Below are 15,309 nucleotides of genomic sequence, written 5' to 3'. Positions count from 1 at the left end.
CTTGGCGATTGTTTCAGAATGCGTAACGCGTCTTCCTGACTCAGCCTACAACGCTTCCGATGACCACGCTTCTGATGACCACGTTGGCGATGAGGCTGTCTGCGAGAGCCTTCAATGCTCTCGGAGCACAGTCCTTAAAAGCACAGCCCGAAAAGCACAGCCCCGAAATCGCCGTAGACAACCTATTAGTGAGGGAGAAACCCGCATGAAACAAGCGCAAGTGATGACATGGGCTGCCGTGATGAGCGCAGTACTCACCCTGGGCGGCTGCGCAGGCGCTCAATCCTCTGAGGATTATCAAGGCGTCGACGAGCCGCTAGAGAACACTTATTGGAAGCTGGTGGCGCTCGATGAGCAGCCGACACCCGTAATGGAAGGCAAGCGTGAAGCCCATATCGTCTTGCATACCCCTAACTCTTCGACACAGAACTCGCGGGTGGCCGGTTCCACCGGCTGCAATCGCCTGATGGGTGAGTATCACCATGACGAGCACGAACTCAGCTTCGATCGCCTAGCCACTACGCGCATGGCATGCCCCGGTGAGGTAGCAGCGCTCGAACGCGATTTCCTCACGACACTCAACGACGTGTCGGGCTGGCAGATAGACGGCAAGACACTGACGCTGACCGATGAGAAAGGGGCGGCGCGAGCCCGCCTAGAGGCTGTTCACCTGTACTGATTCTTATCCATAGCAGCCCGGTATCGGTGAAATGGTGCTGATCACCCTAGGTTTTGTACGAAAAGTCATTTTTGCTAATGTGACCCATGCACATCCAGCATAGGTACGGTATGGCAGGACGCTACGAAATCTCGGATAGCCAATGGCAGTTGATCGCAGACATTGTGTCACCGGCTCAATCGATGGCCCAGGAAAGACGATAGACAGATGCTGAACGGGATCTTTTGGGCCCTCTGCTCTGGTGCCAAGTGGCGCGATATTCCCGAACGTTATGGCCCTTGGAGCACTTCCTACGCCAGATTCCGATGACGGCACCTTTGAGGTGGTCTTGTCGCGTCTTCAACTTCGAATTCGCGAAGATGACCTGATGGAGCTCGAGACCTAGATGATCGACTCACCCGCCGTTCGTACAACACGCGCCTCCACCGGTGGGAGCAAAAAGGGGGATCTGAAGGCCCCCTAGATCATGCATTGGGTAGGAGTCGAGGCGGCATCACGACCAAAATCCATTTGAGCTGTGATTGTCTTGGCTAGCCCATCGCTTTCACACTGTCAGGAGGGCAAGAGTCGGATACCCGGTACTTCATGCCCACCCTAGAAAAAGTTCATCTACCGAGGAGTCTCGGTCGGCCATGAAAGCGTTGCCGCTACATCGTGGCAGACAAGGGCTATGACAGTTATGAGTTGTGCCGTTATTGCGACCGCGTTCGAATCAAGCCGATCATCACTCAACGAAGGATGAAGCGAAAACCCCGTCCCGGTCTCCCACGGGGTTTCGATAAACCCATGTACCGTCAGCGAAAGATCGTGGAGCGCTCTTTCAATTGGCTGAAAGAGTTCTGCCGTACTACGACGCGATATGAAAAGCTGGCCCGTAGTTTTTATGCGAGGGTATGCGTAGCTTGCATACGCCGCCTACGAGCCGGCTTTTCGTACAGAACCTAGCCGAAAACACCGACATCAGAATATTGTAACGACTCATTAGAGCATCGAAGCCCAAGATACGACTACTACGATAACCTTTCTAGCCAACCACATGTAAGTGAAATATTGCACTAAGTTGAAACCCTAGATAGCCTCCCGACCTTCTAGTAATAGTACGGTCATAACAGCGGCCGGTGGCCGTAGCTGCCTGGAAAACAATAATTAGTTCTAACGCTATGGAAATATTAAATAACTACGTTCATTAAATATATCAACGCCATCGCAACAAGTGTAATAATCCTATGGTCAGAAGCCACTGAAACAGTGGCTTCTAGCCGTCTTAACAAAGCTCAGCGAATAAAGTTAAACAATAATCGCAACAAATTCAGAATAAATCGTTCACTTTTCAAACAACCATGTTTTTAGCTAGACATCGCGTTAAGAACACCTCGCCTGGGCTTGCGAATCACCATAAAGTAAAAGAATACCGCAGTAAGAGCAATGAAGAACAGGCTATCCGGACTAGTAAGAAAGATTAGTGGGCTTCCATCATTGATGGAGAGCGCACGACGGCAATATTCCTCAAGACTCGGCCCAAGCACAAAGCCCAAAAGCAGAGAGACAGTAGGATAATTCTGTTTACGTAGGAAGTAGGCAAGCAAGCCAAAAACCAGCGCTAGCGCCATCTGGAATGTTGAGTAAGTAGCAACATAGCTCCCTACCAATGCTACTACAGCAATGCTCGAGTAGAGAACGTCGCGACGAATTGATACAATTTTTAAGAAATAAGGTCCCAGTAAATAAAGCGTCAGGGGTATCAGAATCAGAGCACTTACCAATAGCGAGGCGAACATCGGTGCGATCATGTCCAGTTGCTGGGTCATGAATTGTGGCCCAGGCTGAAGACCATTTATAACCAGTACCCCGAGAACAATAGCCGTGGTTGGATCACCGGGTATTCCAAATGTCAGCATCGGGACAAATGCACCACCACACATCGAATTATTAGCGCACTCAGAGGCGGCGATTCCCTCAGGATTCCCCTTACCATACCGTTCAGGGTGCTTCGAGGAACGCATCGACTCGGCGTAAGAGACAAAAGCCGCCATCGACCCTCCAGCACCAGGTAAGATACCAACCGAATAGCCGATGAGTGCACTTTTCAGATAACGCAGAACGCCAATTTCCCGAACTTCAGACAATGATGGAATGAAATCACGACGCCGTACATTGGCAGCTTGAAGCTTGCTGGGATCTACGGTTCGCTCACTTCGGCTATCGGCTTGAATCAGTAACTCACTGATAGCAAACGTACCTATAATCAGGGGCATCATATCAATTCCCTGTATCAACACGCGACTATCAAATGTAAATCGAGCCAGCGGCTGCACCACATCGATCCCAATAGTGGCAATCATCACACCTAGCATAGTAGCGATCACTCCCTTCGTGACCGATCCACGTTGTGAAATGATAATCACGATCAGCGCAAAGGCAATCAAAGAGAATTTACCGGGGGTTCGAATTAGTAATGCTACATCGGCAGCCAAGGGTGACATTACCATTAATAAAAGTGCCCCAATAGAGCCGCCGATCATAGATCCTAATGCAGCATGCCCCAGCGCCTTGGCACCTTCACCACGTTGTTGCATCGGGTATCCCTCCAGCGCTGTCATCATCGACGATGGGGCACCAGGGATATTAATCGTCGTAGCCGTAATACTACCGCTACACATACCCGCCATGAATATGCTAGCACATGCCACCAATGCAGTAGTGACGTCAAGGCTATAAGTCAGAGGTAGCAATAGTGCAATAGCCAGAACCGACGTCAATCCAGGCACGGCTCCGAACAAGGTACCTATCAGAAAGCCGCCTATCATATAAAGAAAAGTAATGGGGTTAGCGAGAGCCGAGAACCCACCTAATAGTCCGTACAACGTTTCCATTATCATCAACTCCCTAAGGTTGGAAGACGCACTTGGAAAAAGACTTCAAACAAAACATATCCGGCACTAGTGATCGAAAGAGCTGCTATCTGTAGGGTGCCGGATGATCGGATTTCACAACGAAGCTATCCTTTGTTAGCCTCTCGTGAGCTCATCAAGCAATTGATTCAGGAAAAGCTTCATGGACATCAAGCTGCATAAGCAAGCGACGACGACACCGAAAATCCGTGCCGACATCCAAGCAGCTCCCTCCAGCATGACGAACAAAGATCTCGCTCGTCAGTTCGGGGTCAGCGTCTCAACTATACAGCGCTGGCGCTATCGTGATGATGTCCTGGATCGTTCCCACACACGTCATAACCTACTCGCGACTCTGACCTCAGAACAGGAAGAGATCGTCATCGCCGCACGTGAACTGCTTCGCCTGGGGCTCGATGATCTACTTGTCGTTGCTCGGGAATTCCTGAACCCCAATCTGTCGCGTTCCGCACTTCAGCGCATGCTCAAACGACGTGATGTGCCGACTCTCGCCAAGTTGGCGCGTCAAGATGCGAAGGAGGACGAGAAGCCCAAGCATCGGCCTTTCAAGGATTATGAGCCCGGGTATGTGCACATTGATATCAAGCACCTGCCCCAAATGCCTGACGAAGATCAGAAGCGTTATCTCTACGTCGCGATTGATCGTGCCACTCGGTGGGTGTATCTGGAGGTCAGATCAAGTCAATCTGCAAAGGATGCCCAGGCGTTCATGAAGCGTGTGGAAGAGGAGGCTCCCTTCACGATTCGAACCGTGCTCACGGACAACGGTAAATCCTTTACCGATCGCTTTACCGTGGGTGGCGAACGTAAGCCCAGTGGAAATCATCTTTTCGATCAGGAATGTCAGCACCATGGCATTGAGCATCGATTGATCAGGCCAGGCAGACCCCAAACGAACGGGATGGTGGAGCGCTTCAATGGGCGTATCAGCGATGTTCTGGCGACTCGGCGTTATGACTCAAGTGAGGATTTAGAACAGACACTCGAGCGTTATTGCTGGCTCTATAACCACCACATTCCTCAGAAGGCACTACACCACAAAGCGCCTATAGCAGCAATGAAGGAGTGGCAGGTCGAACGACCGGAGCTGTTTACGCAAGCTGTAGTCAATCAGACGGAACCCGACAGCTATCAGCTTTATTAGCCAGTTATTCACAGATCGATTGCCAAATTGGAACATGAGTAGTAGAACGTAAAAAAATGTTGAGACAAAATATCCAACGACATCAAAAGCTAAAAGGTAACCACATGTTAGAAGTGCAACTTTTATGGCACCAAGAGAAATACCACCATAATTTTTATACGCTTGGGCTGGGTCTCCTCCGCTATCATCACCCTTAGATTCATTAAGATCATCCTCGAGAGATCGCCGGACTTCCTGAACTATCACACAAGCCAGAGCAATCAACATAATCATCGCAGCCATCATGGGAAAAAAAGATGCTGTCATGTTCCCTTTTTCCATTGGCGACCCTAGCTGCATTGCAGAGAAAAGGTAACCAATAGTAATAAGAGCTAAAGCCGTAGGTACGTAGACTTTGCCACCTAGAAGAGCTCGTTTATAAGACATATAGCAACCTATTAAATAGACACTGCGTCAAGCGAAAAATATAACGCAGTGCTTGAAAAAATTTTATGAGGTTCTTACTTTTCCAATACTCCCTTTTCGGCCAATCCATCCATAGTTTTGAAAAGGTGCTGCTGAGTATCACGCGACCACTGCGTAACATCCTCAGCCCCCAACCAAGCAGGTGTTACGCCGACTTTTGTTAGCCATTTCTGAAATTCTTCACTTTTATAAGCCTTATGGTAGGTAGCTTCTAGCTTTTGTATAACATCATCCGGTGTACGCTCAGGAGCTACCAGAGTGATGAAGCTACCCATTTGAAGATCCAGTCCGGTGTTAGTTTCTGTCACAGGAGGCACATCTGGAAAACCTTCGTTCTGTGTATCGGAAAATTCGACAAGACCACGCGCCTGACCGGATTCAATTAATTGTGCAAGATCACCCAAGCTGGTGACAACTGCATCGACTTCTCCGTTAAGGAGTGCCTCTTTTTGGGTGGCTGCACTATTATCATAGGAAACTATTTTAAACTTGGCACCGGTCAGGTCCTGCAACTGCAATAATGTTAGATGAGTTCTAGCCCCCATGTTCTGAATACCAATGCGTATGGTGGCAGGTTTAGCTTTAGCGGTAGATATCAAGTCTTCAAATTTCTTGTAAGGCGCATTATCCGCAACAGTTATGGCATCTGCTTCCTGAGTAATGCGAGCAATCATTCGCATTCTATCCATATCGAAGCCAGGCAACATACCTTTCCAAGGTATAGTGATAATGCTGTCATATGTAATAGCAGCAATCGTCTGCCCATCTGGCCGCGCATCTATTAGTTGCAGGAGACCGGTGGCAGTCATACCACCAGCGACATTCTCCACGTACATAGAGACAGGCATACTTTCTTCAGCAAGATTGGATATCTTACGTACTATCGCATCGGTACCACCGCCAGCAGCTGCCGGAACGATGACACGAACGTCTCGCTTAGGATATTCGGCTTGAGCAGTACTAGCAGCAAATGTTGCCATACAGACAAGTCCTAAAAGTGCTTTTTTTAATTTCATCTTTAACCCTCTCTATGTCGTAAATTTTCAAACACCTTATAACAAGGTACTCGCACCACCTTCGAGCTAATTGTTTAAGCACGATAAAGAACAGCACAACCTAGAGAGGTTGGTGCTCAGCTTCAAAGGCTAAATTTTTGTTTCGAAAGTCGAGAAATCATTTTACCAACCGAAACATAATACATCATACAAACAAGTTAGAGCCCACTACTCAAGATAACAATACGCCAAATGGCTTATCTAGACTAAAGCAGCATCAAGCGATGACATGAAGACAGGAGCCTCCAGTGCCTAGGAAGAAATTGTTAACTGAATGGCTGATATTATTTACTCAATCAGCAGACCAGATGGATCTTACAGATATGAACGCCGCCTCCCGTTGCCAGAAGGCGGCGTTGTGTGATGCGATCACCCCTTGACGTCAGCCACTGAGCTCAACCTTGCTCTCTGTACTGACTCAACGCTGACTCATTGCTGTCTCATAGCGTGAAGCCACCATCGACGGCGATGGCCTGCCCTGTCACATGCACGGCCTGGGCGAGGTATACCACCAGCTGCCCCATGTCCTCAGGCGTCTGGGCGACTCCCTGGGGTAGCAGGCTCTTCTGCAGGCGCTCCCATGCAGCGGGCTCGCTTTCGCCTTCTTCGCTCCAGCGCGCGGAGAGTCCGCTTTCCCCCCGCCACATGCCGGTACCCACGACACCCGGACATATCGCATTGACGGTAATGCCTTCCGCTGCAACCTCCTAGGCGACAGCATTGGTAAAGCCGATGACCGCGAACTTCGAAGCGCAATAGTGCGACAGATCAGGGAAGCCGACCTTGCCGGCCATCGAGGCCACGTTGATGATTCGCCCAGCCCGGCGAGAGCGCATCACGGCGATCTCGGCCTGGGTGCACAGGAAGGTACCTCGGGCGTTGACGTTCATGACCCGGTCCCACTCCCCCACTGTCAGCGCATCGATGGAGTGGATTCCGATGATGCCGGCATTGTTGACGGCGATATCGAGCGGGCCGAGTCCGGCTTCGGCCTCTTCAATCAAGCGCCGCACGGACGCCGCATCCGCGACATCGACCCGTAGCGCCAGACACCGTCTACCCAGTGCCTCCACTTTTGCCGCCGTCTCGCGGGCGATGGCGAGATCCAGATCCGCCACCACTACATCTGCGCCCGCCTTGGCCAACGCCAACGCGATCCCCTGACCGATACCGCGCCCACCACCAGTCACCAAGGCAATCTTGTCGTTCAGTTGCATGAGTCGTCTCCTGAATCTCTCACTGAATTCTGCAAATGCTGCGCCGCTGCCATGACGCTGGAACACGGCCCAGCGCCACTGGCCTCAGCTCAGGTGGTGGACTTCCTGAAGGCCGTAGACCGGCGTCGGGATACCCTCGAGCCGCGCCTTGAGCTGCAGCGCCAGATACTGGGAGTAGTGACGGGACTGGTGCAGGTTGCCGCCGTGGAACCACAACGCCTGCTGTTGGGTCGGCTTCCACATGTTGCGCAGCTCCCCCTCCCAGGGGCCGGGGTCCTTGAGCGTATCGGAGCCCATGCCCCAGCATTTGCCGACCTTGTCAGCGACCTCCTGCGAGATGATTCGTGCCGCCCAGCCATTCATCGAGCCGTAGCCGGTGGCATAGACGATCAGGTCGGCGGGCAATTCCGAGCCGTCGGTCAGGGTGACCGAGCGCGGATTGATGCACTCGATGCCGACGCCACTGCGCAGCTTGATGTCACCATTGGCGACCAGATCACAGGCGCCCACATCGATGTAGTAGCCGGAACCGCGGCGGAGGTATTTCAGGAACAGGCCAGAGTCGTCATCGCCGAAATCGAGCAGGAAGCCTGCCGCCTCCAGCCGACGGTAGTAGTCGGCGTCGCGCTTGCGGATCGCCTCGAAGATCGGCCGCTGGAAGTCGGGCAGTACCTTGTAGGGAATCGAGGCAAAGATCAGGTCGGCCTTGTGGTGGTCGATGCCGTTTTGCACCGCCTGCTCGGAATAGAGCGGCCCCAGCGCCTCTTCCATCAGCGAGTTGGACTTCACCACATGCGTGGAGGAGCGCTGCAGCATGGTCACATCCGCGTCGTGCTCCCACAGCGCGGCACAGATATCGTGAGCGGAATTGTTGGCACCCACCACGACCACCTTCTTGCCACGATAGGCATCCGGCCCCGGGTGCTGACTGGAGTGCTGCTGCTCGCCTTCGAAGGTTTCGGCCCCCGGGAAATGCGGTACGTTGGGCATGCCTGACATGCCCGTGGCCAGCACCAGCTGTTTGGGCCGCAAGGTCACGGGCTTGCCATCGCGTACCAGCTCGACCACCCACTCGCCGCTCGCCTCATCGAACTGAGCACTCTCACAGGTCGTGGAGTTCCAGTAATTGAGCTCCATGATCTTGGTGTACATCTCCAGCCAGTCCGCGACCTTGTCCTTGGGCGCGAACACCGGCCAGTTTGCCGGGAAGGGGATGTAGGGCATGTGGTCGTACCACACCGGATCATGCAGACACAGGGACTTGTAGCGATTGCGCCAGGCATCGCCCGCACGCGGATTCTTGTCGATCACGATGGTCGGCACATCCATCTGTCTGAGCCGCGCGGCCAGCCCGATGCCGCCCTGACCGCCGCCGATGATCACGCAATACGGCTGGAGCTCGTAGCCCAACTCAGCCTCTTCGCGCTGACGCGACTCAAGCCAGGTCTCACGTTGCTTGTTGGCGCCATGCTCGGCCCCCTTGGCACGTTGCATGCCGAGAGGTTCGGGGAATTCCTTGAGTTCGCGCATGGCGGTCAACAGTGTCCAGCAGCGCCCTTCCTTCAGGCGCAACAAACCCTTGCCGCATGCATCGGCGGTCTCGAAGGTGAACCAGGCTTCGACGATGCCGCCGGCCTCACTAGCCTCACCATCCAGTTGCCAGCGAGAGGGAGCGACATGCTCGAGGGTCGCCGCGAGCATCGACTGGATCTCGTCCTTGCCCTCCGACGTCTTGAGATTCCAGGTGAAGGCGATCAAATCGCGCCAGTAGCATTCCTCGCCAAACAACGAGAGAACCCGGGCGATATCGCGCTGAGTCAGGGAGGACTCGAAATCATCGAGCCATTGCTGAGCGATCTGAGTTGGCGTGCGTGCGGTCATGGCGTCTCTCCGCGTGTTGTTGGATGTTGTAGTCACGCCTTCCATCCAAGGCATCAAGCATGCCAGCTTCGTCATGCACGACTGACAAAGCTCGTAACCACTTGTCGTCAATGACAAATATTCGCCACTACCGCATCACCACCGTCCTCGCCTTGCTGGGCATTCCCCCTTCCTCGTGACAACTGTACCCCGTACGCCTGACACGTCGCGTTACACCTGTAACGCCCCGACCAAGGATGCAGGACAGGGTGATTGACGCTCCCGCCACACCGCATACGCTTGAAGGAGCACACGCCGCTTTCGCTATGGCCGCTGCTGTGACAACCGCGATTGCTACTTTCACAAGCGCCATAGCCACTATCAAAAGAGCCGTCTCAAGACGGCCAGCGCCGAGGCAGCCATGATCCGCCAACTCGACACGATGCCGCCCGACAAGCGGCAGCATATCCAGACCCTGATGCAACTGGGCGAAGGCCGCGACGTCTTCCCTGAGACTCAGCGCGATGTCATCCAGCGCTCGTGGCAGCGCTGTCTGGAGGAGTACCAGCTCGACCCCAGCCGCCCTCGCCCGGTCCGCGTTCTTACCCAGCAGGCGCTGCGTGATCATCAGGAATCGGCGGATGAGCTGCTACACGTGGCGCGTGCCGGTGTCGAGCGGCTCTATAGTCAGATCGCAGAACATGGCTATGCGTTGATCCTCACCGATCAACGCGGCATCGCGGTGGATTTTCGGGGTCAACGTGATCAGTTGAGTGAGCTGCGGCGCGCCGGCCTCTATCTCGGCTCGGACTGGAACGAGCGCTATGCCGGCACCTCGGCGGCGGGCACCTGTCTGCACGATGGCGCAGCCGTCACCTGCCACCAGCGTGAGCACTTCGATGCTACCCACATCGACCTGACCTGCACCGCGGCCCCCATCACCGATCCCCAGGGCCGTGTGATCGCGGCCCTCGATATCTCGGCGCTGAAATCGCCCCGCCCGCAGGAAAGTCAGACCTTTGCACTTTCCTTGGTCACCCTGCATGCCCGCATGATCGAGGATGCCTACTTCCTGCATCGCTATCGGGATTGCCTGATCCTGCGCTTCGATACGGCGCGGGAATTCGTGCACCTGAATGGTCGTGGTCTATTTGCCATTCAGGAAGATGGCAAGGTGATCGCCGCCAACCACGAAGGCCGGCGCCTGATCGATGCGCATCTGGCGCGCTGGCCACCGTGGACGGTCTCTACCCTGCCCGCCGTCACGCAACTGTTCGATGGGGAGCTCAATGAGCTGTTGAGCATTCCGCACGCCAACCTGGATCAGATCCGCGCCTTCCGCCTGCGGGCAGATGACGCCATCGTCTTCGTAACGCTGATCGAGCCACGCGGCTATCCGGTGCGGCCCCTCCCCACCGTCAGTCAGCAGGATGACCCGGTGCCCGAGCTGGACCAGCTCGCGGGAGACGACCCATCCATGCATCGGCTGCTCAAGCTGGCGCGCCGCATGCGCCATGAGAATGTGAGCATCCTGATTCGTGGCGAGACGGGTACCGGCAAGGAAGTCTTGGCGCGGGCGCTGCATGACAGCGGGCCACGCGCCAAAGCCCCCTTCGTGGCGGTGAACTGCGCCGCCATTCCGGAATCGCTGATTGAAAGTGAGCTCTTCGGCTATCTGCCGGGTGCCTTCACGGGAGGAAGACCCAAGGGCATGCGCGGCCTGATCCAACAAGCCGACGGTGGCACGCTGTTCCTGGATGAGATCGGCGATATGCCATTGCCGCTCCAGTCACGCCTGTTGCGCGTACTCGCCGAGCGGGAGGTGTCACCCCTGGGGGCTGAGACGCCCATCAAGGTGGATATTCGCGTCATCACTGCCACGCATCGTGATGTCACGGAGCTGATCGCCAGCGGGCAATTCCGCGAAGACCTCTACTACCGACTCAACGGCGCCGAACTCCTGCTACCCGCGCTGCGTAAGCGCGCCGACCGCCATTACCTCATTCGCAAGCTGCATGCGGAACTGCAGGCCGAACGCGACCAGACACTCCACCTGCGCGCTGACGCCATCAGTGCGCTGTTGAGTCATCACTGGCCGGGCAACATACGCCAACTGCGCAATGCAATTGCCTTCGCGATGGCCACCGTGGAGGGCGATGAAATCACCCTGCATGACCTGCCGGAGGTCTGCCAGGCCAACAACGGCAGCGCCCGCGGGACAACCAGTCCGCTTGCCGCTGCCTCCCCCTTTGCATCCGGCGCTTCCTCGCCCCCTGCCTCTCCAGCGTTCGCGTCTACAGGGGCTGATGCAGGGACTGATGCGTACGCCAGCGAATTGCTCGATCTATTGCGCCACACGGATTGGAACATCAGCCAGGTCGCCCGCCAACTCGGCGTCTCGCGGCCCACTATCTACCGCCGCATGCGCCGCCACGGCCTGGTGGCACCCAATCATCAGCCGCTCGCCTCATGAGCCAGCCGCATCTTCATGGCCGAGTGTAGAGAACATGAAGAGTGCATGAGGGTGTCGTGCTCTGAAGCGTCAGGTGCTTGCCACACACACAGGCCCGAGCGGAAGTTCGGGCCAGCGTGTGTGTTTTCCATTCTTTCCCCTCTTTCCCTCTTCCCCCTCTTACCTACTCCTCGCGTCAACGTCTCTGCGGCTCACGTTGCGCGCTTGCTGAGCCCGCCTATCCCCGCTCGATTCGCCGGCCTTCACAGCGCCCGAAATGACGCCCGCCCTCATCATGAATTTCACTCAACTTGAACATTAAAAAATCCAGTTTGTCTCATGAAGCCATGGAATAGATACTCACCTGCATCAGATCGTTGATGAAGACTTCCCATGACGCTGCACTTCACAGCCAACACACGGAACGTGATGGCGAGCAGCGTGCCTCTCCCGGCATGGATGCGTTCTCAGAGAGAGCAACCCGCTCACGAGACGCCTGAAAAATCACGGGAAGATGTCGACGACACAGTGAATTATCTCTCTCAGGATCAGGGTGAACGACCATGAGCAACGAATTCGGTTTCAGCATCAACAGTCTGCGCTTCGACGAGAACTACACTCCGGCGGAAAACACCCGCCTGACCACCAACTTCGCCAACCTGGCCCGTGGTGAGAGCCGTCAGCAGAATCTGCGCAGCACGCTGAACATGATCAACAACCGATTCAATGCGCTGGCCAACTGGGACAACCCCAAGGGCGATCGTTACTCCGTCGAGCTGGACATCATCTCCGTCGAGCTGAATCTCGATGCCGCACGTTCCGACAATGCCCTGCCGATCATCGAGATCCTGCAGACCACCATCGTCGACCACCAGACGAATCAGCGCATTGATGGCGTGACCGGCAACAACTTCTCGTCCTACGTGCGCGATTATGACTTCAGCGTGCGCCTGCTGGAACACAACAAGGGCAAGGAGTCCTTCAGCGTTCCGGAGCAGTTCGGCGTACTGCATGGCAACCTGTTCCAGGCCTTCGTGGGTTCCCCCGCCTACAAGGAATGCTTCAAGAAGCCGCCGATCATCTGCATCAGCGTCTCAACCACCAAGACCTACCAACAGACCGAGAACGTGCACCCGATCCTCGGGGTGGAATATCGCCAGGACGACGATTCCCTGACCGATGCCTACTTCAGCAAGATGGGCCTGAAGGTACGTTACTTCATGCCGCCGGGCAGCGTTGCGCCGCTGGCCTTCTACCACACCGGCGACCTGCTCAACGATTACAGCAATCTGGAACTGATCAGCACCATCAGCACCATGGACACCTTCCAGAAGATCTATCGTCCCGAGGTCTACAACGCCAATTCCGTGGCCGGCAAATCCTATCAGGCGAGCCTGAAGCAGCAGGACCATTCACTGACGCGCATCGTGTACGACCGCGAAGAGCGCAGCCAGCTCGCCATCGAGCAAGGCAAGTTCGTGGAAGAGAGCTTCATCAAGCCCTACCAGAGCCTGCTCGAGCAGTGGTCCGCCAACTGGTCTGCCAACCGATAAATCCATCATTGGTCAGCTCACTGATCCGCAAACAGCGCGCGCTGATCGACGAACGACATTCGCTATCTGAACCATTCCAAGGACAAGGTTATTCATCATGACGAGATTACTCCCGACTTCCACCGCTGGCAGCCTGCCGAAACCGTCCTGGCTCGCCGAACCGGAGGTCCTGTGGTCCCCCTGGAAGCTCGAAGGTGAAGCACTGGTCGCAGGCAAGCAGGATGCCCTGCGCGTCTCCCTGCAGGAGCAGCAACGCGCCGGGATCGATATCGTCAGCGATGGCGAGCAATCGCGTCAGCACTTCGTCACCACCTTTATCGAACACCTGAATGGCGTGGATTTCGAGAAGCGCGAAACCGTCAAGATCCGTGATCGCTACGAGGCCAGCGTGCCATCCGTGGTCGGTCCGGTCTCCCGCCAGAAGCCGGTATTCGTCGAAGATGCCAAGTTCCTGCGCTCGCAGACCGATCAACCGATCAAGTGGGCACTGCCTGGCCCGATGACCATGGTCGACACCCTCTTCGATGGTCATTACAAGAGCCGCGAGAAGCTGGCGTGGGAATTCGCCAAGATCCTCAACGAGGAAGCCAAGGAGCTCGAAGCGGCAGGCGTCGACATCATCCAGTTCGATGAACCGGCCTTCAACGTGTTCTTCGATGAGGTGAATGAATGGGGCATCGCCACGCTGGAGCGTGCGATCGAAGGCCTCAAGTGCGAGACCGCCATCCACATCTGTTACGGCTACGGCATCAAGGCCAACACCGACTGGAAGAACACCCTGGGCTCCGAATGGCGTCAGTACGAAGAAGCCTTCCCGAAGCTTCAGCAATCCAACATCGATATCGTCTCGCTGGAATGCCACAACTCCCACGTGCCGATGGAGCTGATCGAGCTGATCCGTGGCAAGAAGGTCATGGTTGGCGCCATCGACGTTGCCAACAATACCGTCGAGACGCCGGAAGAAGTCGCCGAGACCCTGCGCAAGGCGCTGCAGTTCGTGGATGCCGACAAGCTTTACCCCTGCACCAACTGCGGCATGGCCCCGCTCTCCCGTGAGGTCGCCCGCGGCAAGCTGCAGGCACTCAGCGCCGGCGCCGCCATCGTGCGCAAGGAACTCGAAGCGCAGCGCTGATCGCTTGGCGAAACACTGAACTAGCCAAGGTACAGCGCGGGCCAAGACACAGCACTGTCACATCGCACTAGGCTAGTTCTGAACCGAGTTGGCCCGACGAAAGTGCTCGAAAGTGGAAGCAGCAGCGGCTGACACCGCCGCAAACAAAAATGGCCATCGTGAAGGATTCACGACGGCCATTTTTTCATCACTCTCCCGCCTGTCACCCAAGCACTCAGTCCCGCGCTATCGCTGCAGCCCCTCCCCAACGGCAGATTGCTACCACCTCCCCACTCCCCCAGGACTTGCCATGTCACTCTCCGATACCGACACCAGAACTGACACCACCATCGACCCCGCCAGTTTCCGTGAAGCCCTCGGCCACTTCGCCTCCGGCATCACCATCATCACCACCCAGGTCGACGACGAACCGATCGGCTTCACCTGCCAGTCGTTCTACAGCGTCTCGATGAATCCGCCGCTGGTCTCCTTCAGCGTCAAGGCAAGCTCGTTCAGCTACCCGAAGATTCGCCAAGCTGAGCGCTTCGCCGTCAACATTCTCTCCAGCGAGCAGAGCCACGTCTCCAACCAGTTCGCCATGCGTGGCGCGGACAAATGGCAAGGCATCGACTGGCAGCTCTCCCCTCTCGGCAACCCCGTGATCAATGACAGCCTGCACTGGCTCGACTGCAAGATTCACGCTGAGCACCCCGCAGGCGATCACCTGATCGTGATCGGGGAAGTGAAAGGACTGAATCTGGATGTTTCAGCGACCGCGCGGCCACTGCTGTATTTCAAGGGGAAGTACGGGGAGTTGGGTGGGAAAGAAGAATAAGATTGAGGTACTGATCGGCTGAAACC

The 15,309-nt window shown here is 55.6% G+C and carries 10 protein-coding genes and 2 pseudogenes; 7 read left to right on the top strand and 5 right to left on the bottom strand.

Going from position 1 to position 15,309, the window contains the following annotated elements; genetic code table 11:
- The first annotated feature begins 205 nt into the window (after positions 1-205).
- Together U0O11_RS06250 and U0O11_RS06245 are read left to right on the top strand one after the other, a co-directional pair.
- The gene (locus U0O11_RS06250; RefSeq protein WP_324692148.1) at positions 206-679 is read left to right on the top strand and encodes an META domain-containing protein; all 474 of its coding nucleotides are present in this window, start codon (positions 206-208) and stop codon (positions 677-679) included.
- 110 nt (positions 680-789) lie between these two features.
- Positions 790-1,624 (top strand): annotated as a pseudogene (locus tag U0O11_RS06245) (IS5 family transposase).
- Between the two features lie 401 nt (positions 1,625-2,025).
- On the opposite strand, the gene U0O11_RS06240 reads toward U0O11_RS06245, so the two are convergent.
- Entirely contained in the window at positions 2,026-3,552 is a 1,527-nt protein-coding gene (locus U0O11_RS06240) for a tripartite tricarboxylate transporter permease (protein WP_324692146.1), read from the bottom strand.
- 181 nt (positions 3,553-3,733) lie between these two features.
- Here U0O11_RS06240 and U0O11_RS06235 point away from each other — a divergent pair, with 181 nt between their 5' ends.
- Positions 3,734-4,735 carry an IS481 family transposase gene (locus U0O11_RS06235; protein ID WP_324692144.1) on the top strand — a complete coding sequence of 334 codons (1,002 nt, stop codon included), beginning with the start codon at positions 3,734-3,736 and terminating at the stop codon, positions 4,733-4,735.
- On the opposite strand, the gene U0O11_RS17620 is transcribed toward U0O11_RS06235, so the two are convergent.
- From U0O11_RS17620 to U0O11_RS06220, 4 genes and pseudogenes are all read right to left on the bottom strand, one after another.
- Positions 4,622-5,056 carry a tripartite tricarboxylate transporter TctB family protein gene (locus tag U0O11_RS17620; RefSeq protein WP_442872645.1) on the bottom strand — a complete coding sequence of 145 codons (435 nt, stop codon included), beginning with the start codon at positions 5,054-5,056 and terminating at the stop codon, positions 4,622-4,624. The two genes, U0O11_RS06235 and U0O11_RS17620, sit on opposite strands and share 114 nt — an antisense overlap.
- Positions 5,057-5,235: 179 nt before the next feature.
- Complete coding sequence (locus U0O11_RS06230; protein ID WP_324692142.1) at positions 5,236-6,216, bottom strand: Bug family tripartite tricarboxylate transporter substrate binding protein; 981 nt, start codon at positions 6,214-6,216, stop codon at positions 5,236-5,238.
- Between the two features lie 479 nt (positions 6,217-6,695).
- Positions 6,696-7,472, bottom strand: a pseudogene (locus tag U0O11_RS06225) (SDR family NAD(P)-dependent oxidoreductase).
- A gap of 84 nt (positions 7,473-7,556) precedes the next feature.
- Positions 7,557-9,353: an NAD(P)/FAD-dependent oxidoreductase gene (locus tag U0O11_RS06220; RefSeq protein ID WP_324692140.1), complete on the bottom strand. Its 1,797-nt coding sequence runs from the start codon at positions 9,351-9,353 to the stop codon at positions 7,557-7,559.
- Between the two features lie 400 nt (positions 9,354-9,753).
- Here U0O11_RS06220 and U0O11_RS06215 point away from each other — a divergent pair, with 400 nt between their 5' ends.
- The 4 genes from U0O11_RS06215 (at position 9,754) to U0O11_RS06200 (ending at position 15,283) form a co-directional block, all read left to right on the top strand.
- Positions 9,754-11,805, top strand: a complete 2,052-nt coding sequence (locus U0O11_RS06215) for a sigma-54-dependent Fis family transcriptional regulator (RefSeq protein ID WP_324692138.1) — start codon at positions 9,754-9,756, stop codon at positions 11,803-11,805.
- Positions 11,806-12,347: 542 nt separating this feature from the next.
- Positions 12,348-13,337 (top strand): DUF1852 domain-containing protein, encoded by a 990-nt coding sequence (locus U0O11_RS06210; RefSeq protein ID WP_324692136.1) that lies wholly within the window; start codon positions 12,348-12,350, stop codon positions 13,335-13,337.
- Between the two features lie 97 nt (positions 13,338-13,434).
- Positions 13,435-14,469 carry a methionine synthase gene (locus tag U0O11_RS06205; protein WP_324692135.1) on the top strand — a complete coding sequence of 345 codons (1,035 nt, stop codon included), beginning with the start codon at positions 13,435-13,437 and terminating at the stop codon, positions 14,467-14,469.
- A 289-nt stretch (positions 14,470-14,758) separates the two neighbouring features.
- Positions 14,759-15,283 (top strand): flavin reductase family protein, encoded by a 525-nt coding sequence (locus U0O11_RS06200; RefSeq protein ID WP_324692133.1) that lies wholly within the window; start codon positions 14,759-14,761, stop codon positions 15,281-15,283.
- Positions 15,284-15,309 lie beyond the last annotated feature (26 nt).

It is taken from the genome of Cobetia sp. D5 (genome assembly GCF_035666195.1).
GTDB classification, from domain to species: Bacteria; Pseudomonadota; Gammaproteobacteria; order Pseudomonadales; family Halomonadaceae; genus Cobetia; species Cobetia amphilecti.
Note: the sequence above shows the minus strand (reverse complement) of the source record. Positions and strands in the feature narration are given on the sequence as shown.